This window comes from Paraburkholderia sp. 31.1, from assembly GCF_014397645.1.
Classification (GTDB): domain Bacteria; phylum Pseudomonadota; class Gammaproteobacteria; order Burkholderiales; family Burkholderiaceae; genus Paraburkholderia; species Paraburkholderia tuberum.
Genome location: NZ_VZQN01000033.1, coordinates 50,021 through 74,856 on the forward strand (window position 1 = coordinate 50,021; position 24,836 = coordinate 74,856).

The following is a 24,836-nucleotide window of genomic DNA, read 5'->3' on the forward strand; positions in this document are numbered from 1 at the left end:
TCAGTCCGGGATGAGCGAGTTGCGCTGGCTGATCTCCGTCTCTGTCATAGGCCTGCCTGCGATGGCGTAGCTGCGATCCGGGGTAATGATGACGTGGCCGAACCTGTGATCGACGCTGAACATGACGTGCTGGCCGGGCAGGGAGCCCAGGTGTTCGAGCAGTGCATCGGTGATCTGCATCCACGGAAAGACGAGGCGTCTGGCCTGTTCGTGCGGGCTGATTGTGGCGGGTGCCAGTTCAAGTGCGGCGGAAATGTTCGTCGGTGGTTCAGCGCGGTTGCGACGTGGTTTAAGATTGGCACTAGCCATGTCAACTCCTCCATTGAGTTGGTCGTGGTCAGCGGGCGGTGAGTGTTGGTAGCACTCATCGCCCGCGCTTCGTTTACGGGCGGGACTCTCCTGCTAGCGGCCCTGCTTGCGCGTACTGCGTGCGGGCTTCTCACTGACGGCGACGCGAGCAATGGCGCCGGCCACCTGGTTCTTGACGATCAGCGCGTCGAGCAGTTCGCGCACGAACTGCCGCTCATGCTCGGACATACGCGAGACGGTTTCGAACTGATATCGCAATGCTTCATCGGGGCCGCGCTCGTCCTGATCGAAGACCAGCGCATCGGCGCTGACACCAAGCGCGATTGCTAGCCTGCGAATCACATCAAGGGTAGGTTGCGAAGTTCCACCTTCATAGCGGCGGATCTGTAGCACGACCAGGCCGACGGCATCGGCCAGGGCCAGTTGAGTGAGACCGCGAGCCTTACGCAATGCGGTCAGGCGCTCTGGAAATTCCATCCTTGCCGGATCCGCCGCCTCCGCCGGGGAAGGACAATGGATGCGGAACGTTCGTGTCGATCATTGCGATGGTCGTGGCTGTGGTGGTGACCATCTATACGGCGGGAGCGGCATCCGAGTTGCTCGGGGTGACGGCGACAGGTGCAGGCGCCACTGCGGGTGGAGGAGTCGGCAGCCTGGGGGTGGCCACGCTGTCAGGGAGCGTGGCAGGCGGCTCGCTCGGAGCCGCTTCGGGTGCGGTTGCGGCAGGCATGGGCGCAGCGGCAGGAGCGCTGGCAAGCCAGGGGGTGATGATCGCGGCGGGCCAGCAGCAGGGGCTGAACTGGAGTGGGGTGGCGTTATCCGCGTTATCGGCCGGTAGCATGTCTGCGCTCGGCCTATCGGGCGCGACGGCCGCGCTGCAGCGCGGCCTTGGCCAGGCGGGCGGGGCAGTCGCGTCAGGCGCTGCGCGTTCGGTGATGACGCAAGGGCTGGGTATTGTGACGGGGGCACAGAGCAGCTTCGACTGGAAAGGAGTGGCCGCCAGTGCGATCGCGTCGGGCGTGGGCTCGGTAGCGGGGCAGGCGATCGGCTCGGCGATGTCGGGAATTAACCCGGGGGCTGCGGGTTTTGTGTCGGGCGTTGGGGCTGGTATGCTTGCTGGTGCAGCCAGTACACTGGTGCGTGGCGGCAGCCTGGGGCGCAATGTCGGCGCGATAACGGCGGATGCCATCGCCAGCACCATTGGCAATATGGTGGTAGACAACGTGCAGGCGGCGTCGGTGGCGAAAACTGCCACGGCTGGTGACGGCAGCATGAGCGGTCTGCACGGTGTCGCTGGCAACTACGACGACATGGTCCGACAGGCAGCGCAGGCGAGCTATGGCGTGAGCGCAGGCGATCAGTTTGCGGGGATGGCGGGCTGGAACCTGGCAGCGGCATCGGCTCGTGCAGTCAGTGCAACAGGCGGCTATGTGGGAGGCACGCCGAGTCCGTATGGCGGTGCTGTGTTCGGTGTCGAGCAGGCGCGTGCGCAGCGTATCGCGGACATGCAACTCGATGCGGTCAACCCGGCGATCGTGCATGCGGCACCGGCGTTGGGCGAACTCAACGTGCTTGTGGTTGGAGTTGGATCGAGAGAGCCATATGTGCCGGCGGAAACCGAAGGCGGGTTCCTGCGCGGACTGAGTGGCGACAAACGCAGTGTGTTTGAAAGCGCTGCGCCGTTGTCGGAAAAGATCGGCGCCGGGGTACGTGCGGTTGGCGAGTTTATTGCCGATCCATTTATTGAGGTGGGCAATCAGTATCGCGATCTTTATGCGGCGGCAAACGGTGCGACGGGTGGCTGGTCAAGCGGGTTTGCGCAGCAGGTGTCGGCGGGGAATTATGGTGCGGCGGCGCTGACGGAGGTTGGCGCGGTTGCGGGCACGGTGCCGCTGGCCGGGGCAGCGATGAACCGGGCTGTATCGCTGGCACCGGCGTTTGCCGAAACTGCGGATGGCATTGCGGCACGCAATCCGTTGATCTTTGGTCCGCGTTTGAGCATCGTGGAGAATGGTCCCGCCGCTGCAACGCCAACGTTGGCAACTGGAAAATATGCGGTTGGCCCCTACAACGAAATTCGCGGCACAGTCCCAGGATTCGATGCTCACCATGTCGGTCAAAAGGCTTTGATGCAAGAGCTGATTCCTGGGTACGATCCTTTAACAGCGCCGGCGATACTTGTGCCGAAGGTCGGTCACACGATTAGAGGCCCGAGCGGCATTGTGTCTCGCAGTGTCGATGGGCTTTCGACGGCTAGAGATGTGCTGGCCCGAGATGTTTCGGAATTGCGTCGTGTATATCCTGATGTGCCGAATCAACAGTTACAGCAACTGATTCAGATGAACAAAAACTATTATCGAGATGCGTTTGCTAAGTGAGGTTGGAACGATGACTCCGAAAGACTTTGTCGTGCAACTGCGAACCGCTGTTGTTGATGAGAATACTGAAATTTATAGAGACCTGTTCTCTACTACTGCAATGGAAGCTGCGTCCGATCCTTACTGGAAACGAGCGCTTTCGATGTTTGAAGCTTTACCTTTAGAACATCGAGAGACATTCTTCGAGGTTGTTCGACAGGTAAGTGTCGATGCGACGTCGAATATCTTGGGCGTAGTCGATGGCGTGACGACCATGGGAGACGGTAACGTCGAGCTAAGACTTATGTGTGGAGAGCAGCAAATCAGCGGTGATTTACAAAGCCTGTTCTTGGTGGAGGAAGAACGTGATTCTGGCAAGAGTGGTTCACGGACGTAGCTATATGAACATTCGCTTTGTTCGGATGTTGTTTCCGCTCGACCTGTAGCATGCGTTGCACGCTGAGAGCGAGCCAGTAAAGAAAAGCCCAAGGGCCGCGAGAGCGGCCCTTGGTCATTCAATTGGTGGAGAGAGATGTATCAGTCGATGCGAAGGCCGCGGCGCTGTCTGATCAGGAAGGCACGAGTGGCCAGCATGTCGAATACAGCTATTACTCGCACGGTCTGGTGCGCTCGATCATGGATTACGGCACGCAGACCCAGTCGCTCTACGAATACGACGGCGACGGCAACCGTACGGCAGAATTTTTCACGGACTTCGGCAACTCGTACGTGTTCGCGCAGTCGCGGGTCGAATACGACGCACTGAATCGCGTCGTGGCGATCCGTGACAACAGCTACCAGGTCGGTTACGAGTACGATGCGGTCGGCAATCGCCGCCGGATGATGGCGACGTACACGGACATGGTGGGTTATCACGCGACGGAGCAGGAGTACTGGTACGAGTACGACGCGTTGAACCGCTTCACGGTCTCGATGGGATCGCTGTCGGGCACGCGCGCCACCGATCCGGACGACACCAGTGTGCATATCGTGGCGGGCGCGGCCGGCGGCGACGGCGTGCAGCTTGGCTATAACGCGGCCGGCGAGCGGACGATGGCGGTCTATGCCAAGGATGGACGCACGGAGTACTACACGTACGACGCGAACGGCTTGCTGGCGACGCAGACGGTCGACGGCATGATGATCCAGCAGCGCACCAATGATCTGCTGGGGCGCGTCACGGAGACCATCGAACGGGACAGGAGCAGCGGTCAGATCGTGACGGCGGTGACGCGCGACTGGGACGCCGACAGCCAGTTAATGTCCGAGCATGACAACATCGAAGGTACGACGACGACCTATACGCGCATGGCCGACGGCACGCTCGGGCAGGTTGCCACACGTCCCGACAATGGCAGCGGCACGACCCTGACATCCACCTATTCGTACGAATGGTGGGACAGCGCGAAACAGAGCCAGATCCTGGCGCAGGGGAGCAACCCGGACGCGCCGGGCTGGAGACCGGCATCGAGCTATTTCAACTACGACGTCAACGGCAACCTGAAGGCCACCTACGACGATGGTGGCGGCCAGGCGGGCAGCGCACGCGCGTTCACGTACTACACGGATCTGCGCGGCCAGGTGCAGCGGCGCGACGAACTGGTGGGCGTGACGGTGGCGGATGACGGCACGATCCGGGGCGCGACGGGGGACAGGAAACACAATTACTACTACCTGAACGGCAACCGGGTGGGCAACCAGGGCAACGACGGGGTCGAGACGGTTGACTACGTGCAGGAGCTGGCGGGCAGGCTCGCGAAGGGCAGCGAGAGTCAGTACAAGGTGTTCACGCCGGTGGGCAGCGCGGACTTCGACGAGAACTTCATGGCGATCAACGGGGTGTATCCGGGCGTGAGCCCGGGTACCTGGACGGTGCGCGATGGGGATACGCTGCAGTCGATCGCGTCGTCGCTGTGGGGGGATGCGACGCTGTGGTACATCCTGGCGGACGCGAACGGGCTGAAGGGCGATGACGTGCTGAAGGCCGGGCAGATGCTGACGGTGCCCAACCAGGTCACGAACGTGCACAATACGGCGACGACGTTCAAGCCGTATGACCCGGGCAAGGCGATCGGCAATACGCAGCCGACGCTGCCCGATCCTCCACCGCCGCCGAGCAAGGATGGGGGATGTGGTGGGGTGGCCCAGATTTTCGCGGTAGTCATCGCGGTCGCGGTATCGGTCGTGTCGATGGGTACGGGCAGCATTGTTGGCGCAATGCTGATTGGCGCCGCGGGAGCGGCCGCGACGCAGGGCGTCATGATCGCCGCAGGCGAGCAGCATGGATTTGACTGGAAGGGGATGGCAATTGGAGCTGTGTCAGCTGGTATCGGGGCGGCGGCGGCCCCTGCCACCAGCTTCTGGACCGCGGCTGCTCAGGGGGCGGTGCGTTCAGCGGCAACTCAGGGTATGGCGCTCGCTGTTGGTGCTCAGCGCGGGTTTGACTGGAAGGGCATGGCAGCGTCCGCTGTGGCATCTGGGGTCGGCTTTCAGGCGGCACGGACGATTAATGTCGGCGGCAGCAACTTGGGCTTTAACATGGGCTCGGATCCCGGCAGGTTTGTAACGGGCATGGGTGCGGGGATTGCTGCAGGGGCTGCTAGTACAATCGTGCGCGGTGGGAGCCTTGGGCGCAATGTTGGCGCGATCTCGATGGATGCCATCGCCAGCACCATTGGCAATCTGGTGGTGGACCGGGTTGCGGCGACTGACACGACGAAGCTGCGCACGCAGCAGGCCATCGATGCGATGAACGGGCAGATCCTGCCGGGCGGGATCGGTGGGGTGGGCAGCGGGTTCGTTGAGGCTCCATACAGCAGCAACTCTGCCCTGTTCGGTGTTTACGGTGGGCTCGTTGACAGCAGCCAGACGCCGTACGCCGGTGCTGCCGCACTCTTCGGCCCGTCTTCTGGGCTGGCAACCTCACAAATCGATCCGCGTCCTGCAGTGCTGGCCGATAACAGCGGCGGCTCCGATAATCTTCTCTACGCGTGGGATCGTGCGAAACAGTACGGGGCTGATGGCTGGAATGCGACCAAGCAGTTCGCGCACGACATGGTCGGCGCGACCAGCATGGATGCCGCACGTGCGAACTGGGATGCGGGAAATTACGGCACGGCTGTAACAAAGGGTGCCCGGTCGTTTCTGGAAGCGGGCATGAGTGTCTTCACGTTGGGAACTGCCGTACCGATCAAAACGGGAATCACTGCGCTCGTCAACGGCGGGCGTGCAGCGCTCGCGAGCGAAATGCTCGCCGGTGGCGCACCGATCTTTAGTTCCGGTGGCTTGCTGGGTTCGCGCATGTGGGCCTCGTCGGTGGGTACGGGTGCGATTAGCGCGGGTGTCAACGCGGGAGCGCAGTACTTCTTGACTGGGGATGTCAATCCCGTTGATGTCGGTGTGAGTCTTGCAGCAGGTGCACTGGGTACACGCAGTGGCTTGCGATGGAATATGGCAGTGAATGCGGTTGGTGGCGCAACAGGCACAGCCGTCAACAACGTCGTGTACGGGAAAGACGACTCGATCGGTGGGGCTGCTTTTACCAGTGGTGTCTTGTCCAGTTTCGGCTATGGACTAGGTAAGCTCGGCCAGGGCGCGATCACCTCATCTTTTAGACCTTCTCTCACGTCAAGTGATTGGGCCGCGACCGGAGTGTGGTCAAGTGCCGGATGGAATTTGCTCAACCCCAACCACCTGCCAGTTGTCGCAGGTTCTCTGGGGGGGGGGCGTCCGGTCAGGAAGCTGTCAATGCCATCTATCTGCAGATGCAATCGCAGCTCGGAGGCAAGAAATGATGAGAAAGTTACTTTCCGTATTCGTGAAGTCGCTCCTGATCTGCGTGCCAGGAATGGCTGTGATTGGCGTCGTTGGGGTGTACTTGAGCTGCTTCTTCGTGGCTGGTTGCTACCAGACGTTGGGAATCGCAGGGGTGCTCGGAGCGGTGAGTATTAAGGGCATCTTCGTCAAGGGCACGTTGCTTGCGCTTGCGTTCACGTTGCTGTCGTTGCCCAAAATACGAAGCTCAATGCGGTAGGGTGTCACGCGCGGTCGCCCGTAATCGCCAACATTGGGCGCAATGTTGGCGCAATCTCGATGGATGCCATCGCCTTGACGTTTGGCAATATGGTGGTGACCAATGTGCAGGCGCAGAGCGTTGGGAAAACGGACACGACGGCGCTGCGTGTGCAGGAAGCGATTGACGGCGTGAACGGGCAGATCCTGCCTGGAGGCCTTGGCTTCACGGGCAGCAGCTCGCGCAGCCGATCGAGCTTGAATTTGTAATATAAATCAAAGAAAAGGGAGTATCTTGAAGAAAATCCGTGCTGTCGCAATGTTTGCGAGTCTCGTTGTTCTTACCGGGTGTGCTCGCCCGCCGCTCACCCAGTCTGTGGAGCACGATGTTCTGACAACCATGCAACCCGTCGAAGTTCGGGTGGGTATCGCGCAACCAGAGTTGTATGCGGCGTTCGTCCCGTCGACCACGGGCTTGGCTGCGGCCGCGACCTGTGGGGTGATTCCCGGCATTGGCATTCTACTGGCCGCTGCCTGTGGCGGTGCTCTCGGCGCGGTGGACGCAGGTATCAATGCTTCGCGTGCTAAGAGCGCTGAGGAAACGATCCATCCTCTAAAGGACCAACTGGTCGAGCTAAATTTCGACCAGCAGATGCGCGAATCGATATTGAATGCGCTTCGAGAAGCGCCGGAGATGCAAGTCGAGCGCGTTGAAGTGACTAAGGATGTAAAGGACCAAGACTATAATGAATTGTTCATCGCCTCGCAGTCAGGCTCTGTGATGTTCGTGACTGTTGACTATCACCTATCGCCTGATTTTTCCACATTTGAGCTTTCGACACGCAGTCTGCTGTTTCCGCGTAGCTCCAAGGCTCGCGCCGCGGCCAAACTGCAGCCAATCGTTCAAGCGACGGCACCCGACAACGGACTAGCGGTTGCCCCGAAGAACTCAGTGTACCGGGCCAGTATCACGTACCGCGCCAAGCTAGTGACCTCTGGCAAAGATTCGACGCAGAACGTCGCGATATGGAATGACAACAATGGCCGTCTGCTGCGAGCAAGCATGCATGATGGTATTGCGCAGATGGGCCGTTTGGTGGCCGAGAGCCTGCAGCGCAAGTATGAGATCAACGGAAACGACACTCAGGTCAAGGACGATAACGGCATTGCCGCGAGTCAAGTATCGATGGGGAACACAGGGTCGCTGCTGCGCTATCCTGATGGGTCCCTGCAATTTAACGCCAACCTTGAGGTAGCGCTGGCGAACTTCGACGTAGTGCGACAAGCGGCGAGTGTATCTGAGGCATCGGCGCAAGCGGCTACTCCCAATGCGGATTAGAGGTCACGGTAGGCGTTGCGCACTTCGTATCCATTGCATTTTCGAAAGAGAAACGGCACGACGCGCCACGCGACCTTCTTGAACACCGAATCGTCACTCGCGACGGGCGCGGCGCAGCCAATAGCGTTGCCATCGAGGCAATGCTGCATGTCGCGCTCCGCGTGCGGAGCGCGCCTTCATGGTCTAAACGGAAGTGAGGAAAGACCGAACGGCCTTTCCCCGAATGCACAGAACGATCAGTTCTGCAGCGCGTCCCACATTTCCTTGTCGCGCTGCGCGGTCCAGATGCGCGGATGGCTGATGCCACTCGCTTCGTCGTAGGCTCGCGACACGTCGAACGGCAGGCAATGCTCATAGATGAAGACGTTGCCGAACTTCGGGTCCATTGCCTTGCGCGTGAGCGCCATCGCGCCCTTCAGATCGAGCTTGTCCCTGAATGCGTCACGGCCCGCCTGCAATAGCGTGGTGACGAAGTCTTTCGTGTAGGCGAGGCCCTTGTTCACTTCCGCCGGCGACAGCAGCGCGGGGCCGCGACCCGGCACCAGCTTCTCCGCGTTCAGGGCGCGCAGTGCTTCGAGCGTCGTCGGCCATTGTTCGAGTTGCGCGTCGCCGCAATAGCAGGCCGCGTCGTACTCGACCAGGTCGCCGGAGAACAACACCTTCTGCGACGGCAGCCAGACGACCGTGTCGCCCTTCGTGTGGCCGGAGCCGAGATGCGCGATGCGCACTTCGAGCTTGCCGAGAAAGAGCGTCATTTCCTTTTCAAACACCAGCGTCGGCCACGTCAGGCCGGGCACCGTTTCGACGCCCGCAAAAAGGCGCGGGAAGCGTTCGATCTCCGACTTCATATCGGCTTCGCCGCGCTCGACGATCATTTCGTAGGTGCCGCGGCTGGCGATCACCTGCTGCGCGCCTTCCTTGAAGTACGCCGACGCACCCAGCACGCGCACCGCGTGATAGTGCGACAGCACGACGTATTTGATCGGCTTGTCGGTGACGCTGCGGATCTTCGCGATCAGGTCTTGCGCCATGGCCGGCGTGGCGGTGGTGTCGACGATCAGCACGCCGTCGTCGCCGATGATCACGCCGGAGTTGGGGTCGCCCTCGGCCGTATACGCATACGCGTTTTCCGACAATTGGGTCCATGTGATCTTCTTTTCTTCCAGATCGGCCTGGGATGCGAAAGCCTTCGCCATGTCTGTCTCCGTCTCACGACTCGTTGGGGGATGACTAATAGTCGTCGTCATGTTGTGATTTGTCAATGACAAAATACCTTGTCATTCACTAAGCTAGGGTAAACTCCGTTGGTTGGTCGGCACGGTCCGATCGGATACCATCTAGGCCTTCCACGGCCGACACCGGACGGGCCGAATCTCCTTCGGGTCAAGGGCGGACAACACGATGGCTGATACGACAAGCGAAAAGAAACAGCGGGGGATTCAGAGCGTCGAGGTCGGCGGACGTCTGCTGCAGGCGCTGGCGCGACAGCGCGAACCGCTCGGGCTGACCGAACTGGCCGGCGAGGCGCAACTGTCGTCGGCGCAGGCGCATACCTATCTCGTGAGCCTGACGCGCCTCGGCCTCGTCAAGCGCGATGCCCTGACCGGCAACTACGAGCCGGGGCCGCTGTCGTTGCGGCTTGGCCTCATGCATATCGAACAGCAGCCGGTCTATCGCATCGCGGCTACCCACGCGGCTTCGCTCGCGGAGCGGATCGGTCTTAGCGTGGCGATCTGCGTGGCGGGCGTGCAGGGCCCGACCATCGTCCGATACGAGCGCAGCGGTGCGCCGCTGCATGTCAATCTGCACATCGGCACGGTGATGTCGCTCGAAGCGACATCGACGGGCCGCGTATTCTGCGCGTTCTGTGCGCCCGAGCAGGTCGCGCAAATGGCGCGAAGCCAGGCGCATTCGGCGGACCCGACGCCGGCGCGGGGCCGCGCCGCCAAAGGGCCGACCAGCACGGAGTGGCGCAAACGCTTCGATGAGATCCGCGCGCGCGGCATCGAGCGAGGAATCGATGCGCCGAGTCCGGGCATCAGCAGTCTGAGCGTGCCGGTGTTCGATGGCGATCAACGGATGCAACTCGCGTTGACGGCGATCGGCTCGTCGGGCTCGATCGAAGTCGGGTGGGATGGTGTGGTCGCGCGTCAGTTGCTCGAAACTTCCCGACGTATCACCGAAGCGCTCGTCACACCCAGCTGAGAATCATGCAGATCGAAACCCCGGACGCGTCCGACGCGAACACGCCCCAACTCAACGACACGAAAGCTCAGCGCGGAATCAGCGCGCTCGACAACACAGGCGAACTCCTGCTGGCACTCGTTGCCGCCGGCCGTCCGCTGTCGCTGCGCGATCTGGCCGCGGCCGCCGATATGCCTGCCGCCAAGGCGTTTCCGCATCTGGTGAGTCTGCTCAAGGTCGGCTTGCTGAGCCGCGACGACGCCGGTCTTTTCAGTGCGGGACCGCTCGGCATGGAGCTCGGCCTGATCGCGTTGCAGCGCATGTCGCCGATTCGCGATGCCGAACCGGAGGTCGTCACGCTTGCGGCGGAGTCCGGCATGAGCGTCGCGGTGGCGATTCTTGGACCTTTGGGTCCTACGGTCATCCGCTTCGAAGAATCGGCGAGACCACAACACGTGAGCCTGCGCGTGGGCACCGTGATGTCGCTCGTCAACACGGCGATAGGGCGCGTGTTCGCCGCGCATCTTGCGGACGACGTATTGGTCGGGCTGTTGTCGCAGGAATCGATCAGACTCGCGGGCGCGCCGGTTGCGGAAGTGCTCGTGGCGCCGAAAAAGGGCCCGCCGTCGTTGGCTCCGGCCTATCTGGCACGTCGCGCGAAGGTTGTGAGCGACGGCATCGATGACGCACTCGATGCGCCGGTGCCGGGCATCGGCGCGTTGGCCGCGCCCGTGTTCGATCATACGGGCAGCGTCAGTCTGGTGGTCGCGGTGATCGGTCCGTCGGGCGGCTTTGATTTCAGCACGCACGGCACGACCGCGCAGAGGCTGCTCGCCACGACACGACGGCTGTCGTGGCGGTTCGGCTGGATCGGGCGCTGAGCCTCGGTCGTCAATCGGCGCGCGCCAGCGCCAGCGCTTCGAGCAGCACGTCGGCATCGCCGATGTGGTTCGCGAGCAGCAGCACGAGCTTTGCGTTCATGAAATGGCTTTGCTCGTCGGTCAGTCCATTGTGCGCGTCGATGAGCTTTTCATAGAACGCATCCGGATCGGCCATATTCGTTTCGATGTTCAGCTTGGTCATGATGGTTATCCGTTGCAGGTTGCGCGATCCACGGCCTTGGCGACCGAGGCGGTGTCGAGGGCGCGCCAGCGCGCGCAGACATGCTGGTCCGGACGCAGCAGATAAAAGGTACCGGGCCGCGCATCGAAGCGATGCGTGACGATGCCTTCGACGTCCTCGATCACCGTGACGTGAGGCATTTCCGGCAGCGCGGTCACGGCCGCGCCACGCGGCACGACGATCAACGAGTGAACCGGCACCGCGAGGCATGCGAGCGCGCGAAGCCGTTCGGCGCATCTCGTCAGGTCGTCTCCCTGGCCGCAGAATTGCACACCCGTGAAGCCGCCATGTCCGGTCTGATTCAGGAACCAGGCGTCTTCGCCAGCGAGCTTGACCGGCGCGTCGGTGCTGGCCGCGCCGGGCACCATCGCACCGGTGAACGCGTCGGCGTCGGGCGTGTTCAGGGGCGAGTCGCGCAGAACCGCCGGCACCGACAGACGGCCGCTGTTGACGATGCGCCGCGCGAACGGACACTCTTTCGCGAGCTTGAGCGTGGCATCGCGGAACATCCGCGAAACCGCGCTTTTCGGCGTGATGAAGTCGGTGGCGCGCGATGAGTTCAGGATGTTTTCGTCCGCCGCATACTCGCGCTCGGATGCATAGGTATCGAGCAGCGCCGGCGGCGCGTCGCCGTTGACGACGAGCCGCAGCTTCCAGGCGAGATTGTCGGCATCCTGCACGCCGCTATTCGCGCCGCGCGCGCCGAACGGCGACACGCCATGCGCCGAATCGCCCGCGAACAGCACGCGGCCATGCCGGAAACTGTCCATCCGCAAACACGAAAACGTGTAGACGCTGACCCATTCGAGCTCGAACCCGGCATCGTCGCCGAGCAGCGCTTTCACGCGCGGAATCACTTTCTCAGGCTGTTTTTCGGCGACAGGATCGGCGTCCCAGCCGAGCTGGAAATCGATGCGCCAGACGTTGTCGGGCTGCCTGTGCAGCAGTACGGATTGGTTGCGATGGAAGGGCGGATCGAACCAGAACCAGCGTTCGGTCGGAAACGGCGCCTTCATTTTCACATCCGCGATCAGGAAGCGGTCCTTGAAGGTGCGACCATGACTGTCGAGACCGAGCGCCTTGCGCACCGCGCTGCGCGCGCCATCGGCGGCGACCACGTATTGCGCGCGCATCGGATAAATGCCGTCGGGCGTTTCGACCCGCAACTCGACATGGTCGTCTTGCTGGGTCACACCGATCACATTGCTTTTCCAGCGCATCTGCAGATTCGCGGTTCGCTTCGCCTCGTCTACCAGATAGCCCTCGACGTAGTACTGCTGCAGATTGATGAATGCTGGGCGCGCGTGGCCTGTCTCGGGCAGCAGGTTGAACGTATAGATCAGTTCATCCTGCAGGAACACCTTGCCGACGTTCCAGCTCACGCCTTTGTCGACCATCTGCTTGCCGCAGCCGAGCCGATCGAAAATTTCCAGCGTCCGCTTCGCAAAACAGATTGCGCGCGAACCGCTCGACAGCGTGTCGTCATTGTCGAGCAGTACGGTGCGAACGCCCTGCTGGGCCAGATCGATGGCCGCTGACAACCCGACCGGGCCAGCGCCGATCACCACGACCGGATAGGTGAGCGGTGCACCGGCATCGTGGTCGGCGGCTCGCTCGTAGTCGAACCGCATCGTTTGGTAGTCGATCTGCATGGCGTCTCCGGGTTCTGCGGGGTATCTTTGATTAATCTATAGCAAGCAGTATTGCTCCTTGCTAATATCGGCCATTCTATAAAGCTTTTTGAGCGATCGAATCTGTATTTACCCTGGTGCGGTTCCATTGCACGCAAACCCGGCAACGAATATCCCGGCGAATCGCACTTTCGACAACGTCGAGGAAGCGCACGCCGCCAAGCATTGAAACGTCGGGTTGACCTTGGCAAGTGGCATTCGTGATACGTTAGCTGGCACAAGCAGCGATGGAGACCACCCATGCTGATTCCTCTGCTGTTACTTGTGGGGCTTCTTTGGTGCATGTTCGCGATCCATCCGGGGCATGCGGCGCTCGAGCGACTTCGTGCGATGATGGATTTTGCCCGCTTGGACTTCAAACATTTTCCGAAGCTTGCCCCGCAATCGACTGCCCGGTCTGCGATTGCCCTGGCTCTGTACGCCATCGCTTGCGCGATCAGCACAGACAACCTTGGCCTCGCGCAGGCTCAAGCACAGCCGCCGTCGTTCGAGAGCTTCGCCGTCCCGGCCGGCAGCGCACCGCATGACGTCGCACCGGCGCATGACGGCACCGTGTGGTACACCGCGCAGGCGCGGGGAGCGGTCGGGCGGCTGGACCCGCGCAGCGGCAAAACCGACATGATCGCGCTCGGCGCCGGATCGGCGCCACATGGCGTGATCGTCGGCCCCGATCGTGCGGCGTGGGTCACTGACGGCGGCCAGAACGCAATCGTGCGTATCGATCCGAAGACGCTCGCCGTCACGCGTTTTCCGCTACCCAAGGACCGGCCGGACGCCAATCTGAATACCGCCGTGTTCGACAAACAGGGGCATCTGTGGTTTACGGGGCAAAGTGGTATCTACGGCGAACTCGATCCGCAGCGATCGCGCATGCGCGTCTTTGATGCCCCACGCGGGACCGGGCCCTACGGTATCTGCGTGACCCGCTCCGGGGATCTGTATTTCGCTTCGCTGGCGGGAAATTACGTAGGTCGCATCGACCCGACGACGGGCGCGGCACAGGTCATCGAGCCACCAACGTCGAATCAGGGCGCGCGCCGCGTCTGGGCCGATTCCAGGGGGCGCATCTGGGTCAGCGAGTGGAACGCCGGAAAAGTCGGCGTGTACGATCCTGGCACGCATCATTGGCGCGAATGGCGACTGCCCGGCACCGATCCGCACGCGTATGCAATATTCGTCGACGACCAGGACATCGTCTGGCTCAGCGAATGGAGTGCTAATGCGCTAGTGCGCTTCGATCCGCGTGCCGAGCGGTTCGACGTGTTGCGGCTGCCGCGTGACCACGCGAACGTGCGTCAGATGATGGGTCGTCCGGGCGAGGTCTGGCTGTCCGAATCCGGCACGGATCACCTGCTGCTCTTTCGATCCCGTGCAGCCGATGTGAGCGGGCAGTGACCACGCACTGCACCGGATGGAGCGGAATTGCGCGGTCCGCTGCGCCCCGCGTGCGCGGGACCGCTACCAAAATGGTCTAGAGCAGCTGGAGGGTCCGCGGATCGGCTTCTCCGCCGAAATACTTGCGCAAAGCTTCGACGAATACGTCGTTGTCGTTCGTGGCGCGCGTGAACAAGGTGACCGACGAGCGAAACTTCAGGTCATCCGGATACCCGAATATTTCCTCGACGGAGCGGTCGCTGACGAGGTTGACCAGGTGCGTCGTTTCGCGCAGCCGTGGGCCGAGTATCGGGTGGCGCAGATAGGCTTGCGCTTCGTCCAGCGACGAAAGCGCGAATCGCTGAGCCATTGCGCTGGTTCCGAGCCCCTCGATTTGAGGAAACACGAACCACATCCAGTGGCTTCGCTTGCGTCCGTGCCTCAGTTCATCGCATACCTGGTCGTAGACCGGCTCTTGTGCATCGAGGAAGCGCTGAAGATCATAGGGATCGTCCATTTCGTACTCCGCTGCAGGCGTGGAAACCATCGTTAAACCACGATTCTCGCGCGCATGCAGGCACGGGTCTACGATGGATCGTTGATTCGCTCCGTCATTAGCGATACCTTTACGTCTATCCAGGTCGTCGGGTGCTGGTCAACGAAGGGAGAACCGTTTCGTGAAGAGAGCGTGGGCTGTCTCCTGCATCGTCGCATTGAGCGCGATCTTCGGCGGATGCGGCAAGCAGGGACCGCAAAGCGCCACTGAGGCATCGGGCGCATCCGCGAGCTCGGCGCCGGTTCAGCCAGCACAGGGTGCGAGCGCTGCAACCGCTGCATCAGGCGCCCAAGGAACGGGCGCGCTGGTCACCGTCACCAAGGCGCAGTTGCCGGCGGAAGCGGCCGAAACACTGCGACTGATCAAAGCGGGCGGCCCCTTCCCGTTTAGCGATGACGGCGTCTTGTTTCGTAACAGTGCGGCTTTGCTGCCGAAGCATCCGCGCGGGTACTACCACACCTATACGGTTCGCACACCAGGCACGACGGATCGGGGGCAGCGTCGGATCGTATGTGGTGGGCCGCGCAGGCAAACCCGCGAGTGCTATTACACCGACGATTACTACGCCAGCTTCAAGCGCATTGGAGAATAAAGACGGAATGAACTGCATCAGCGACGCTATCTGCGAACTGGCGGCGGCGTTGCAAGGCATCTTTTCGCTAGCTGCGATGGCGCCTGTTTCAGCGAGTTCGGCGACGCAGTCATCGTGCCATTGCGGCCCACAACGATGAGATACCTGCCGACAGCATCAATCCATCGACCAAAAGTCTGAACGTTGATGGCTTCATCCTGATCACCACAGATCTGGCGAAGAACGACCCCCAGCCATCAGCGCGGCACCTACACCTACGATCACCCCTTTGACGACCACGCCGAGTGGAAGGGCGCCGAACTGCGTTTAGCAGTACGTTCGAGCGCCTGGCCATCGCGGCGAGCCGACTGCGCCGAAGTGAAGTCGCGCGCCGGGTCTCGGGCATCGTGCGTGTGAACCTGGAGGGGATTCCAGACAGTGCGAGTACGCCGTTGAGGGCGAGGTCAGTAGGAGATCTCTCAATCAGAAAACCTGAAGGCAGCCATCAGAACTATGAGATTTTCCTGCTGTCGGGCTTCTGCGATAGTTGTTCTCAACCGTTGTGTTGGATTTCCGGTACCGCGCGTCGTCGTCCAGGGAGAATCTGCATGCATCGTTTTGTGATCGTGGGAGGAGGGGCGGGTGGCATCGAACTCGCAACGAGGCTAGGCGATCGTTATGGTGGTCGGCGAAGAAGCGGGGCGCAACGTGCCTCCGTTACGTTGATCGACCGCAACCCGACGCATATCTGGAAGCCCCTGTTGCACGAGGTCGCAGCAGGAAGTCTGGACCCATTCGCACAGGAACTGGCGTACGCCGCGCAAGCCCAGTGGCACGGCTTCCAGTTCATCCAGGGCGAACTTGTCGGACTGGATCGTGGCTCGAGGCAGGTCCTGCTTGCGCCACTGCTCGATGACGACGGAACCGAACTGGTACCGCCGCGCCGAATCGGGTACGACTCGTTGATTCTTGCCATCGGTAGTACAACGCACTACTTCGGCGTGGCGGGCGCGGCAGAAAATTCGCTCGCGCTTGACAACGTCGCTCAAGCGGAACGCTTCAGAAAGCGCCTGATTTCAGCTTGCATTCGCGCCGAACAACAACGAGACGCCGGTGAGCGGAGTGCATGTGGCGTGCCCGTCGATCACGCGCCTCGTGTTCAGGTCGCGATCGTTGGTGGGGGCGCTACGGGCGTGGAATTGTCCGCCGAATTGCGCAATACGGCGAAGGTACTTTCATCATACGGCTTGCATCGGCTCGACCCCACACACGACGTCGGGATCGTGCTCATTGAAGCTGGGCCGCGGATTCTGCCAGCGTTGAAAGAACGCGTGTCCACCGCAGCTGCCGGACTGCTGGACAAACTCAATGTCAAGTTGATGGTCGACGAGCGGGTCGCGGAGGTCGCGCCCGGACTCATCCGCACGAAAAACGGCAAGACGATACGTGCGGATCTCACGGTGTGGGCCGCGGGCATCAAGGCACCCGCGGTGCTTTCAACGCTCGATGGGCTGACAGTCAATCATCTGGGGCAACTCAGTGTGCGTCGCACGCTTCAAACGGATCTCGACGACCATATATTCGCATTCGGCGATTGCGCGGCCTGTCCATGGTTGGGTTTCGAGCGCAATGTTCCACCGCGCGCCCAGGCGGCCCATCAGCAGGCATCTTTTTTAGTCAAGGCACTTGCGCGACGCATCGAGGGGCAAAAGCTTCCGGAGTTTGCCTATCGCGATCTCGGCTCGCTAGTGTCGCTCGGGCACGCGAATGCGGTTGGGAGTCTGATGGGAGGTCTTATCGGCGGCAGCATGCTCGTGGACGGACTGCTTGCTCGCTTCATGTATTTGTCGCTGTATCGGATGCACGTTGCAGCGCTGCATGGCTATGCACGCATGATCGTCAATACCCTCGCGCATCGGCTCCGTCGAAGCACTGCGCCGCACGTCAAACTGCACTGAGCACGCCTTTCAGCGTCGACTCGAGCGGAGGCGCCATGCACGCTCGAAACGGCACCTCGGCCAGACGATGCCGACGTCTCCGGCGTCTCGAATGGATTCATCCAGCAAGGTCTCGATATCGGGGTGCTCGTGTTCTTCGGCAAGCTCCTCGTGCTCGTGGTCGTCCCACACGAGCTGCCCGCGCACTTTCGCGACCTTCACGTACTGATCGTTGACCTGTGCGACAACTTTCGGCGACCCATGATCCGACACATCGGCGAACGCGGCTTCAAGGTCGAACGATTCGGCGAACGGATGGGAAGACATGCTTATCTCCAGGTCGGAATGAGGGATGCGGCGAGCAGCACACCCATCGCGAGATTGAGAATGCGCCAGTGGCGCGGCGTCCGAAACAGCCGGGCGAATAGCACGCCGAGCGCACACCACAGCGCGAGCGACGCGCACGCAGTCACCCCGAACGCTGCACCGAGCAGCATCGCGAGGCGGTTCGGATTGTTTGCGAGCAGCGCGAAAGACGCCGCCGCGCCAACCGTCATCGCCCAGCCTTTCGGGTTGAGCCAGAGCAGCAGGAAACCGTTGACGAGCGAAACCGGGCGCACGGGGCCATTGCTCGCGTTTGGCGGCCCGCTGCGCGCGATGCGCCACGCGAGCCACAGCAGATACGCGGAGCCGAGTGTCCTCACCGCCGTTTGCAGCGACGGCAGCGTGAGAAGCAGACCGCCAAGCCCGAGTGCGGCGAGCGCAGCGAGCAAGGCGAGGCCCATAGCGATGCCGAGCATCAGCGGTATCGAGCGTACGAAGCCGAAGCGTGCGCCTGAGGCGGCGGCGAGCGTGGTCGCGCCGCCGGGCGTCACGGTCGCGACGGCGACGAAGAGCAGAAGCGGCAGAATCGAGGTCATCGGTGCACATTCGGATCAATGAATTCGCACTGTACGGATCGTCAAGGCATCGTGAAAGCTAATAATATTGATGCGGTACATTACGCCGCATAATGCATAGATGAGCCGAAATCTCGACCTCGATCTGGTCCGCACCTTCGTTGCCGTCGCCGATAGCGGCAGCATGACGGTCGCCGCGAATCTGCTGCACATGACGCAAGGCGCCGTGAGCCAACAGGTGAAGCGCCTCGAAGATGTGCTGGATTGCCTTCTGTTCGTTCGCAAGACGCGCCGGCTGGAACTGTCGCACCAGGGCGAGCAGTTTCTCGTGAAGGCGCGCAAGCTGCTGCGGCTGAACGATGAAATCTGGGCCGACATGACCGGCCAGCCGTTGCGCGGCGCCTTGCGGGTGGGCGTGCCTTACGATCTCGTGACGCGGCTCGCGCCCGCGATGAAGGCATTCGCCGAGGCGCATCCGCACGTCGAAATTTCGTTGGTGTGCGCGGCGTCGCCAGAGCTGAGCGAAGCGGTGAATAGCGGTCGGGTTGACGTGTCGTTGGTCGAATATGTCGCAAGCGAAGCCGAAGGTGAAGTGGTCTGCATCGAGCCGTTGGTGTGGGTCAAGGGGCGCGGCAGTGATGCATGGCAGAAGCGGCCGTTGCCGCTGTCGATGGTAGACGAGCGTTGTGCTTTCCGTCCGGTGGTGCTCGGCGCGCTCGCGGACGAGGGCATTGCGTGGCGCACGGTGTTCGAGAGCGGAAACATCGAGGCGACCGCCGCAACGGTGCGCGCGGGCCTCGCGATCACGGCCTGGTTCGCCTCCACGGTGCCGGCCGATCTGGAGACGCTCACGTTTCGAGTCAGCGGCTTGCCTGTACTGCCTCCGTTCGCGATCTGTCTGCGATTGCCCGCGACGGTTCAGCCAGCGGCACAGGAATTCGCGCGCCATGTGCGGGATTCGATGTCGAGCGACGCAGGCACTCGACGCGCGCCGCTCGCGAACATTGCGTGACGGACGGCGTTTGAAGTGCACGCCGGAATCGACTGATTCAGACGCACGCAGTGCCGCCAGCCAGCTTTTAGTTCACGGACGTCGCTCCTACAAGCGCTGCGGCAGCGCAGCCGCAAAATAGTCAGTCACCCTGCGCACGCGCGCAGGCACGAAACGACGCCTCGGCCAGATGATGCTTACATCACGGGCGTCGCGAATGAAGTCGTCTAGCACGGTCACAATGTCGGGATGCTTGAGTTCGTCGGCGAGCGAGAGCTTCGCGAAGAGGCCGATTCCCACGCCCGCGAGCACGGCCGATCGTATTGTCTCGACGCTATTCGACGACAGGTTGCCTCGCACCGGTACGCTGAATCGGCCTCGCGGCCCATGAAACGGCCAGTTTGCCGACTCCATCAGACCGCCGTAGAGCAGGCAATTGTGATTGGCGAGTTCGGTAGGATCCTTCGGTACACCGTATTGCTCGAAATAGCGACGCGATCCGACGCAGACCAGCGGGGTGCTCGCAATCCGCTTCACGACCGAATCCGGATCGTTGACGGAGCCCACTCGAATCGCGAGATCGATTCGATCCTCGACCATATCGCGTACGAAATCCGACAACACGAGATCGACCCGCAGACCAGGATAGCGCGACAGCAGCTCGGGAATGAGCGGAACAACGTGCAGGCGACCGAACGTAGAGGCAGAGGCGATCCGGACCAGCCCCGAGACATCCAGCGTGCTGCTGGTCAGTTCGCTGTCGGCCACCTCAATCTCGTCCAGCAACGGCTTGGTGCGTTCGTAGTATTTCTGCCCCTGATCCGTCAGGGTCACGCTGCGTGTGCTTCGGTTGAATAGCAGCACGCCCAGGCGCTTTTCCAGCGCGCCGATCGACTTACTGATCGCGGACTGTGACTCGCCGGTTCTGCGCGCCGCGGCGGAAAAGCCACCCGCTTCAACGACGGCGAAGAAGGCGTTCAATTCGTGAAACCGATCCATTGTATTTCTCTCGTGCGATCTATTCTCTCGGTGAATGGATCTTATGATAAATCCGCCGATTATCATTCGCAGTGGCCGCAATTACGATGTCACTTCCATTCACCAACAGGCAGAAGCTTCAATGTCTACTCTCACAGGGAAGATCGCGGTTATTAGCGGCGGAACGACGGGTATCGGCCTGGCGATCGCCAGGCGATTCGTCGCCGAAGGTGCTCACGTCTTTATCTTCGGTCGGCGCCAAGGCCAGCTCGACGAGGCCGTCAAACTGCTCGGACGCAACGTTACCGCGCTTCAGGCCGACGCCGCGAATCTCGATGACCTCGACCGTGTCGCTGCGGCAGTCAGGGACGAAAAAGGTGTCGTCGACATCATCGTGTCGAACGCGGGCTTTACCGAGCAGGCTTCGATCGACACCATCACGCCTGAGCATTTCGACAAGGCATTCAACCTCATGGCGCGCGGCCCGGTATTTCTGGTGCAGAAGCTGCTGCCGATGATGACAGGTGGTGGGTCGATCATCCTGGTTTCGTCGGCCATGCACGTCATGGGCATCCCTGGTCATACCGCCTACGCGGCGACCAAGGCCGCGTTGCGTTCCTATGCCCGCACCTGGGCCGCCGAATTCAAGGATCGCGGCATTCGCGTCAACATGCTTAGCCCCGGTGTCACCGACACCCCGATTCTCGACTCCCAGTCGGCGACACGCGAGGATCTGGTGAGCATGTACAAGAGCATGGTCCCGATTGGTCGACTCGCCCGCGCCGAGGAGATGGCCAGCGCGGCGCTCTTTCTCGCCTCCGAACAGAGTTCCTATATGACGGGCGCGGATTTGATGAATGACGGCGGCATCGGCCAGGTCTGAGGCCCGAGGCTCTCACCTCCGCGATTTTTACTCGTGCTATTTGGGGTGCGCTCAAGAAACGGATTTTTTCGTACGCTAAGACTTCGCCCTAGGCGATTTGGCCACGCGTAACGGCCTGAATCGCCCCTTGGCGACGCGTTTGTTGGCGTGCCATACATAGTCACCTGTCAGGTTGATGTGGTTCCAGCCGAGCGGAGCGACGTGCGAAATCAGGCTGTCGTTGATCTCACGCTGCTGCCGCAAGGCGGCAATTGAACGCTCCAGATACACCGTGTTCCACAGCGTGATCGCAGCCCACCACGAGGTTCAGGCCACTGGCCCGGTAGCGCTGGTTTTCGTACGAACGGTCCCGTATCTCGCCCAGACGATAAAAGAACACCGCTCGCGCCAGTGAATTGCGGGCTTCGCCCTTGTTCAGGCCGGCGGATACCCGTCAGCGCCTGAAGCGCGATCGTCGTCAGTCAGTTTGTCAGAAGAGGATGGGGCGATTGGGAGCATGGAAACCGCGCAGTAGAAAATGGGGCACCATTCTCGCCTGACACCCTCGCAATCGCTCAATGTGTAATGCGGCTTTGACCCACGTCGCTCAGACCACCCGTACGACCACTCCAGGCCATCCGCAATGACGAAACAACCGCCACTACTGGAAGGCGAAATTCCGGGGGAAGCTCACTTGACCTCCCGATCAAGATGACATGCCCTAGCGCTTACTCGACACTGGCGCTTACGTTTCGAGAAGTGCCCTGCTGCCCCGCGTCGCGGTCCCCTCGCTCCCGCTCACGCCATCCCGGCGGACCGAACACGTAGCCGACACATCCGCGCAGCGTCTTCGCATTCCAGACGTCGCGCGCCATCGCGACCCACTCGTGCAGTGAAAGGCGCAATGGATTGTTTGATCCGATCGGATGAACCAGGCCATAGCGGCAAGGTTCGTCGTCGCGCTCCTCGACGAACGTGCCGAACATCTTGTCGAAGAAAATCAGAACACCGGCGTAGTTCTTGTCCAGATAAAGGGGATTCGACGCGTGATGGACACGGTGATGCGACGGCGTGTTGAGCAGGTGCTCTAACCAGCCGAGCCGGCCTATCAACGGCGAATGCAGCCAGAACTGATAGTGCAGGTTCAGGCCGAGCATCACGAACACCCAGCCCGGCGAGAAGCCGAGCCAGATCAACGGCGTGTAGAACAGGAAAATGCCGGTGATCTTACTGAGCCAACTTACCCGATATCCCATCGCGAGGTTGTAATGGGTCGGCGTGTGGTGAACCATGTGACTCGCCCAGAACCAGCGGATCTCGTGCGCGAACCGATGCTGCCAGTAATACGCGAAATCGACGGCGACGAACAACAGCAGCATGCCCCACCAAGTGGCGACCGGGATCGTGAACAAGCGGTGATCCCACAGCCATTGAAACAGGCCCACGCCGACGCTCGCGGCGAGCACCTCGGACCCGATGTCCATCGCGCCGAGTATGCCCGACACGAGGTTCTCGTTCCACGCATAGTCGTTGCGGGCCAGCCACCGGAACGCCAGCCCCTCTAGCACCGACAGCACGATAAGAAATGGAAGCGTCCATTGCAGCGCTACCGCCAAAGTTTTCATGCATGACTCCTGGCACTCAATGAAAGATTCACGGGATAGTAGCGACGCTGCGCAACGCGCCGCGTCAACGGCTCGGCAACGACGCGCGTACGCGAACCGCGCTCGAGCGCGATGGCACAAGCACCAGATACAGCGCGACGGCGATCAACAGGCCGCCCGTCAGGTGCGCGAGCGTCAGACGCTCGTGCAGGAAGATTGCGCCGAACACCACGCCGAACAGCGGCACCAGGAACGTCACGCTCATCGAGCGGAGTGGGCCGATGTCGGCGATCAGCCGGAAATAGAGCAAATAGGCGAGCGTCGAGCAGCCGAACCCGAGCGCCGCGATCGCGAGCCACGTGCCCGGTTCCGACGGCAGATGCGCGGCGTGAAGGAATGCCTGATACCCGAACAGCGGCACCAGCACGACCACCGCACCGAACTGGCTGCCGAACGCGAGCAGACGGTTGTCGAGGCCGCCGCGACCGGCGATCCAGCGTTGCGTCAGGAAGCCCGAGAAGCCGTAGCACGCGACCGCGAGCAAACACGCGACGACACCCTGCAACTCCTGCCATCCGAACGTCACGGGCCCGCGCTGTGTCAGCACGCCGACGCCGCACAGACCCACCACGACGCCCAGTGACTTTGCAGGTGTGACGCGCTCCGCGAAAAACATCGCGCCAATCACAACGCCCATCATCGGCGTAGTCGCGTTGATGATCGCGGAATAGCCTGACGGCAGCACTTCCGCCGCGACGCTGTACAGCAGGAACGGCACGGCCGAGTTCAACACACCGAGTAGCATCGCGAGATGCAGCTTGCCGTCGAACCGCCACGGCAGACGGGCGAACAGCAGCACCAGCGCGAGCCCGGACGCGCCGAGGCCTTCGCGCAGGAAGGTGGTGGTGACGATGCCGGTGCCGGGAACGACGATGCGCATCAGCAGGAAGCTCGAGCCCCAGATGGCCGACAGGAGGACTAGACGGGCGAGATCGATCGGTTTCATGAATACGTGGTCAGTTAAGGTCAGAGAAAAGGCCGGCGCCGCTGCGCGTCAGCCGCGTTACGCGGCGTACGGCAGGTCCCGGATCGTCGCGTCTTGGACGCGCAGTTCAATTCCAGCTCGATCGTCTTCGCGATCGCATGCCCGCGGTTGGCGGCGTCCAACACGCGCAGAATGCCCGTCACATGGCTGTCGACGGTGCCAATGCAAGTTGACGGTCGACGCCACGAGTTCGCGCACTGGCGCGCGGCGCCCAGAGCGACGAAGCGGCGGAAGAACGACAGGCCGCGCGCGCTTGGAACGTCCAGATCGAGAAAAATCCGAAACCACGACCCGATGCAGCGGAACTGCGCGAGCGCGTCGCCGTCGCGTCCGCTGACGACGATGTTCAGGCTCTGGTCCAACCTCACCAGGCGGAGCCGCGTCGCTTCCGCCACCAGCGGATGTTCCTCGACGAAAGGACGTTTCTGATCGGGATTGGGGGTGCTTCTGTCGTATACATTCGATATCTTTTTTCGATTAGCCTTCAGTCCGTCGTCACGCGACGCCCCACCATCACGAGATCGCGTTCGACGTCTCCGAGCCGGGCGACGCGCGGCATTACGCCCCAAGTTGCGAACCCCGCCCGCTCGAACAGCCTGATGCTCGCGGTGTTCGACGCGAAGATCGTCGTGGCGAGCACTTCGATGCCGAGCGACGGCGCATGGCGGATCGCCGCGTCGAGCAGATAGCGCCCGAGGCCCTTGCCGTGATAGTCCGGATGCAGATAGATCGCGAGATCCGCGGTCACGAAGTAGCCTTCGCGCTCGTTCATGAAATAGTCGAACGACAAATAGCCGGCTACGGGCGAGCTGGGCGCATCGCCGTCGATGGCCACCCATACCGGCCGGCGCGACCCGCGATGCTTGCGTAGCCATTCGACGCGAGATTCGACATCGATCGGCCGGAGATCGCACGTGCACTCGCGCGTCAGCACCGCATGGTTGTAGATGTCGACGATGCGCGGCAGATCGCCCTCGTCGGCGTCGCGGTGAACGAATTTCATTGA

At 61.7% G+C, this 24,836-nt stretch carries 25 protein-coding genes and 2 pseudogenes; 12 read left to right on the forward strand and 15 right to left on the reverse strand.

Going from position 1 to position 24,836, the window contains the following annotated elements; genetic code table 11:
• Entirely contained in the window at positions 1–309 is a 309-nt protein-coding gene (locus F6X37_RS24280) for a hypothetical protein (protein ID WP_187613046.1), read from the reverse strand.
• Between the two features lie 93 nt (positions 310–402).
• Positions 403–786, reverse strand: a complete 384-nt coding sequence (locus F6X37_RS24285) for a helix-turn-helix domain-containing protein (RefSeq protein WP_187613047.1) — start codon at positions 784–786, stop codon at positions 403–405.
• A 53-nt stretch (positions 787–839) separates the two neighbouring features.
• Between F6X37_RS24285 and F6X37_RS36425 the strand changes: the two genes are divergently transcribed.
• The 5 genes from F6X37_RS36425 (at position 840) to F6X37_RS24310 (ending at position 8,016) form a co-directional block, all read left to right on the forward strand.
• Positions 840–2,687 carry a hypothetical protein gene (locus tag F6X37_RS36425; RefSeq protein WP_222944922.1) on the forward strand — a complete coding sequence of 616 codons (1,848 nt, stop codon included), beginning with the start codon at positions 840–842 and terminating at the stop codon, positions 2,685–2,687.
• A gap of 10 nt (positions 2,688–2,697) precedes the next feature.
• A complete protein-coding gene (locus F6X37_RS24295; RefSeq protein WP_187613048.1) occupies positions 2,698–3,063 on the forward strand; it encodes a hypothetical protein in 366 nt (121 codons plus the stop codon).
• Positions 3,064–3,173: 110 nt separating this feature from the next.
• Positions 3,174–6,617, forward strand: coding sequence for a LysM peptidoglycan-binding domain-containing protein (locus tag F6X37_RS24300; RefSeq protein ID WP_187613049.1), 3,444 nt, complete (start codon positions 3,174–3,176; stop codon positions 6,615–6,617).
• Positions 6,618–6,758: 141 nt separating this feature from the next.
• Positions 6,759–6,947 (forward strand): hypothetical protein, encoded by a 189-nt coding sequence (locus F6X37_RS24305; RefSeq protein ID WP_187613050.1) that lies wholly within the window; start codon positions 6,759–6,761, stop codon positions 6,945–6,947.
• Positions 6,948–6,972: 25 nt separating this feature from the next.
• Positions 6,973–8,016 carry a hypothetical protein gene (locus tag F6X37_RS24310; protein ID WP_187613051.1) on the forward strand — a complete coding sequence of 348 codons (1,044 nt, stop codon included), beginning with the start codon at positions 6,973–6,975 and terminating at the stop codon, positions 8,014–8,016.
• Here the strand turns inward: F6X37_RS24310 and F6X37_RS24315 are convergent.
• The gene (locus F6X37_RS24315; protein WP_184059277.1) at positions 8,013–8,165 is read right to left on the reverse strand and encodes a hypothetical protein; all 153 of its coding nucleotides are present in this window, start codon (positions 8,163–8,165) and stop codon (positions 8,013–8,015) included. The genes F6X37_RS24310 and F6X37_RS24315 overlap by 4 nt on opposite strands.
• Before the next feature lie 87 nt (positions 8,166–8,252).
• Positions 8,253–9,212, reverse strand: a complete 960-nt coding sequence (locus tag F6X37_RS24320; protein WP_187613052.1) for an MBL fold metallo-hydrolase — start codon at positions 9,210–9,212, stop codon at positions 8,253–8,255.
• A gap of 205 nt (positions 9,213–9,417) precedes the next feature.
• Here F6X37_RS24320 and F6X37_RS24325 point away from each other — a divergent pair, with 205 nt between their 5' ends.
• Positions 9,418–10,221, forward strand: coding sequence for an IclR family transcriptional regulator (locus F6X37_RS24325; protein ID WP_187613053.1), 804 nt, complete (start codon positions 9,418–9,420; stop codon positions 10,219–10,221).
• A 5-nt stretch (positions 10,222–10,226) separates the two neighbouring features.
• On the forward strand, positions 10,227–11,081 hold the full coding sequence (locus tag F6X37_RS24330) for an IclR family transcriptional regulator (protein WP_187613054.1): 855 nt from the start codon (positions 10,227–10,229) through the stop codon (positions 11,079–11,081).
• A gap of 10 nt (positions 11,082–11,091) precedes the next feature.
• Here F6X37_RS24330 and F6X37_RS24335 read toward each other — a convergent pair whose 3' ends face one another.
• Together F6X37_RS24335 and F6X37_RS24340 are read right to left on the reverse strand one after the other, a co-directional pair.
• The gene (locus F6X37_RS24335) at positions 11,092–11,283 is read right to left on the reverse strand and encodes a DUF2783 domain-containing protein (protein WP_013094246.1); all 192 of its coding nucleotides are present in this window, start codon (positions 11,281–11,283) and stop codon (positions 11,092–11,094) included.
• Positions 11,284–11,288: 5 nt separating this feature from the next.
• Positions 11,289–12,974 (reverse strand): FAD-dependent oxidoreductase, encoded by a 1,686-nt coding sequence (locus F6X37_RS24340; protein ID WP_187613055.1) that lies wholly within the window; start codon positions 12,972–12,974, stop codon positions 11,289–11,291.
• Between the two features lie 279 nt (positions 12,975–13,253).
• Here F6X37_RS24340 and F6X37_RS24345 point away from each other — a divergent pair, with 279 nt between their 5' ends.
• Positions 13,254–14,408 carry an SMP-30/gluconolactonase/LRE family protein gene (locus tag F6X37_RS24345; RefSeq protein ID WP_187613056.1) on the forward strand — a complete coding sequence of 385 codons (1,155 nt, stop codon included), beginning with the start codon at positions 13,254–13,256 and terminating at the stop codon, positions 14,406–14,408.
• A gap of 76 nt (positions 14,409–14,484) precedes the next feature.
• On the opposite strand, the gene F6X37_RS24350 is transcribed toward F6X37_RS24345, so the two are convergent.
• Positions 14,485–14,904, reverse strand: a complete 420-nt coding sequence (locus F6X37_RS24350; RefSeq protein WP_187613057.1) for a DUF1810 domain-containing protein — start codon at positions 14,902–14,904, stop codon at positions 14,485–14,487.
• Between the two features lie 160 nt (positions 14,905–15,064).
• On the opposite strand from F6X37_RS24350, the gene F6X37_RS24355 reads away from it, so the two are divergent.
• Together F6X37_RS24355 and F6X37_RS24360 are read left to right on the forward strand one after the other, a co-directional pair.
• Positions 15,065–15,535: a ribonuclease gene (locus F6X37_RS24355; protein ID WP_187613058.1), complete on the forward strand. Its 471-nt coding sequence runs from the start codon at positions 15,065–15,067 to the stop codon at positions 15,533–15,535.
• Between the two features lie 587 nt (positions 15,536–16,122).
• Entirely contained in the window at positions 16,123–17,472 is a 1,350-nt protein-coding gene (locus F6X37_RS24360; RefSeq protein WP_187613080.1) for an NAD(P)/FAD-dependent oxidoreductase, read from the forward strand.
• Between the two features lie 144 nt (positions 17,473–17,616).
• Here the strand turns inward: F6X37_RS24360 and F6X37_RS24365 are convergent.
• Both F6X37_RS24365 and F6X37_RS24370 read right to left on the reverse strand, forming a co-directional pair.
• Positions 17,617–17,778 (reverse strand): annotated as a pseudogene (locus F6X37_RS24365) (cupin domain-containing protein); the annotation flags it as partial.
• A gap of 2 nt (positions 17,779–17,780) precedes the next feature.
• Entirely contained in the window at positions 17,781–18,371 is a 591-nt protein-coding gene (locus tag F6X37_RS24370) for a LysE family translocator (RefSeq protein ID WP_090811625.1), read from the reverse strand.
• Between the two features lie 100 nt (positions 18,372–18,471).
• Between F6X37_RS24370 and F6X37_RS24375 the strand changes: the two genes are divergently transcribed.
• A complete protein-coding gene (locus F6X37_RS24375) occupies positions 18,472–19,362 on the forward strand; it encodes a LysR substrate-binding domain-containing protein (RefSeq protein WP_187613059.1) in 891 nt (296 codons plus the stop codon).
• 87 nt (positions 19,363–19,449) lie between these two features.
• Here F6X37_RS24375 and F6X37_RS24380 read toward each other — a convergent pair whose 3' ends face one another.
• On the reverse strand, positions 19,450–20,340 hold the full coding sequence (locus F6X37_RS24380; protein WP_187613060.1) for a LysR family transcriptional regulator: 891 nt from the start codon (positions 20,338–20,340) through the stop codon (positions 19,450–19,452).
• Positions 20,341–20,461: 121 nt separating this feature from the next.
• Here F6X37_RS24380 and F6X37_RS24385 point away from each other — a divergent pair, with 121 nt between their 5' ends.
• Complete coding sequence (locus tag F6X37_RS24385; RefSeq protein WP_184055638.1) at positions 20,462–21,202, forward strand: SDR family NAD(P)-dependent oxidoreductase; 741 nt, start codon at positions 20,462–20,464, stop codon at positions 21,200–21,202.
• Between the two features lie 75 nt (positions 21,203–21,277).
• Here the strand turns inward: F6X37_RS24385 and F6X37_RS24390 are convergent.
• The 5 genes and pseudogenes from F6X37_RS24390 to F6X37_RS24410 form a co-directional block, all read right to left on the reverse strand.
• Positions 21,278–21,635 (reverse strand): annotated as a pseudogene (locus F6X37_RS24390) (Tn3 family transposase); the annotation flags it as partial.
• Between the two features lie 274 nt (positions 21,636–21,909).
• Positions 21,910–22,806, reverse strand: a complete 897-nt coding sequence (locus F6X37_RS24395; protein ID WP_184058899.1) for a sterol desaturase family protein — start codon at positions 22,804–22,806, stop codon at positions 21,910–21,912.
• A gap of 64 nt (positions 22,807–22,870) precedes the next feature.
• Positions 22,871–23,791, reverse strand: coding sequence for a DMT family transporter (locus F6X37_RS24400; RefSeq protein ID WP_187613061.1), 921 nt, complete (start codon positions 23,789–23,791; stop codon positions 22,871–22,873).
• Positions 23,792–23,811: 20 nt separating this feature from the next.
• Entirely contained in the window at positions 23,812–24,225 is a 414-nt protein-coding gene (locus F6X37_RS24405) for a hypothetical protein (RefSeq protein ID WP_187613062.1), read from the reverse strand.
• 89 nt (positions 24,226–24,314) lie between these two features.
• A complete protein-coding gene (locus tag F6X37_RS24410) occupies positions 24,315–24,833 on the reverse strand; it encodes a GNAT family N-acetyltransferase (protein WP_187613063.1) in 519 nt (172 codons plus the stop codon).
• Between the last annotated feature and the right edge of the window lie 3 nt (positions 24,834–24,836).

Bases quoted from the DNA above. Each gene is read 5' to 3' on its own strand.
- F6X37_RS24280 (WP_187613046.1), bottom strand. From the start codon at position 309: ATGGCTAGTGCCAATCTTAAACCACGTCGCAACCGCGCTGAACCACCG.
- F6X37_RS24285 (WP_187613047.1), bottom strand. From the start codon at position 786: ATGGAATTTCCAGAGCGCCTGACCGCATTGCGTAAGGCTCGCGGTCTC.
- F6X37_RS24295 (WP_187613048.1), top strand. From the start codon at position 2,698: ATGACTCCGAAAGACTTTGTCGTGCAACTGCGAACCGCTGTTGTTGAT.
- F6X37_RS24305 (WP_187613050.1), top strand. From the start codon at position 6,759: ATGGATGCCATCGCCTTGACGTTTGGCAATATGGTGGTGACCAATGTG.
- F6X37_RS24315 (WP_184059277.1), bottom strand. From the start codon at position 8,165: ATGCAGCATTGCCTCGATGGCAACGCTATTGGCTGCGCCGCGCCCGTC.
- F6X37_RS24320 (WP_187613052.1), bottom strand. From the start codon at position 9,212: ATGGCGAAGGCTTTCGCATCCCAGGCCGATCTGGAAGAAAAGAAGATC.
- F6X37_RS24325 (WP_187613053.1), top strand. From the start codon at position 9,418: ATGGCTGATACGACAAGCGAAAAGAAACAGCGGGGGATTCAGAGCGTC.
- F6X37_RS24330 (WP_187613054.1), top strand. From the start codon at position 10,227: ATGCAGATCGAAACCCCGGACGCGTCCGACGCGAACACGCCCCAACTC.
- F6X37_RS24335 (WP_013094246.1), bottom strand. From the start codon at position 11,283: ATGACCAAGCTGAACATCGAAACGAATATGGCCGATCCGGATGCGTTC.
- F6X37_RS24340 (WP_187613055.1), bottom strand. From the start codon at position 12,974: ATGCAGATCGACTACCAAACGATGCGGTTCGACTACGAGCGAGCCGCC.
- F6X37_RS24345 (WP_187613056.1), top strand. From the start codon at position 13,254: ATGCTGATTCCTCTGCTGTTACTTGTGGGGCTTCTTTGGTGCATGTTC.
- F6X37_RS24350 (WP_187613057.1), bottom strand. From the start codon at position 14,904: ATGGACGATCCCTATGATCTTCAGCGCTTCCTCGATGCACAAGAGCCG.
- F6X37_RS24360 (WP_187613080.1), top strand. From the start codon at position 16,123: ATGCATCGTTTTGTGATCGTGGGAGGAGGGGCGGGTGGCATCGAACTC.
- F6X37_RS24370 (WP_090811625.1), bottom strand. From the start codon at position 18,371: ATGACCTCGATTCTGCCGCTTCTGCTCTTCGTCGCCGTCGCGACCGTG.
- F6X37_RS24375 (WP_187613059.1), top strand. From the start codon at position 18,472: ATGAGCCGAAATCTCGACCTCGATCTGGTCCGCACCTTCGTTGCCGTC.
- F6X37_RS24380 (WP_187613060.1), bottom strand. From the start codon at position 20,340: ATGGATCGGTTTCACGAATTGAACGCCTTCTTCGCCGTCGTTGAAGCG.
- F6X37_RS24385 (WP_184055638.1), top strand. From the start codon at position 20,462: ATGTCTACTCTCACAGGGAAGATCGCGGTTATTAGCGGCGGAACGACG.
- F6X37_RS24395 (WP_184058899.1), bottom strand. From the start codon at position 22,806: ATGAAAACTTTGGCGGTAGCGCTGCAATGGACGCTTCCATTTCTTATC.
- F6X37_RS24400 (WP_187613061.1), bottom strand. From the start codon at position 23,791: ATGAAACCGATCGATCTCGCCCGTCTAGTCCTCCTGTCGGCCATCTGG.
- F6X37_RS24410 (WP_187613063.1), bottom strand. From the start codon at position 24,833: ATGAAATTCGTTCACCGCGACGCCGACGAGGGCGATCTGCCGCGCATC.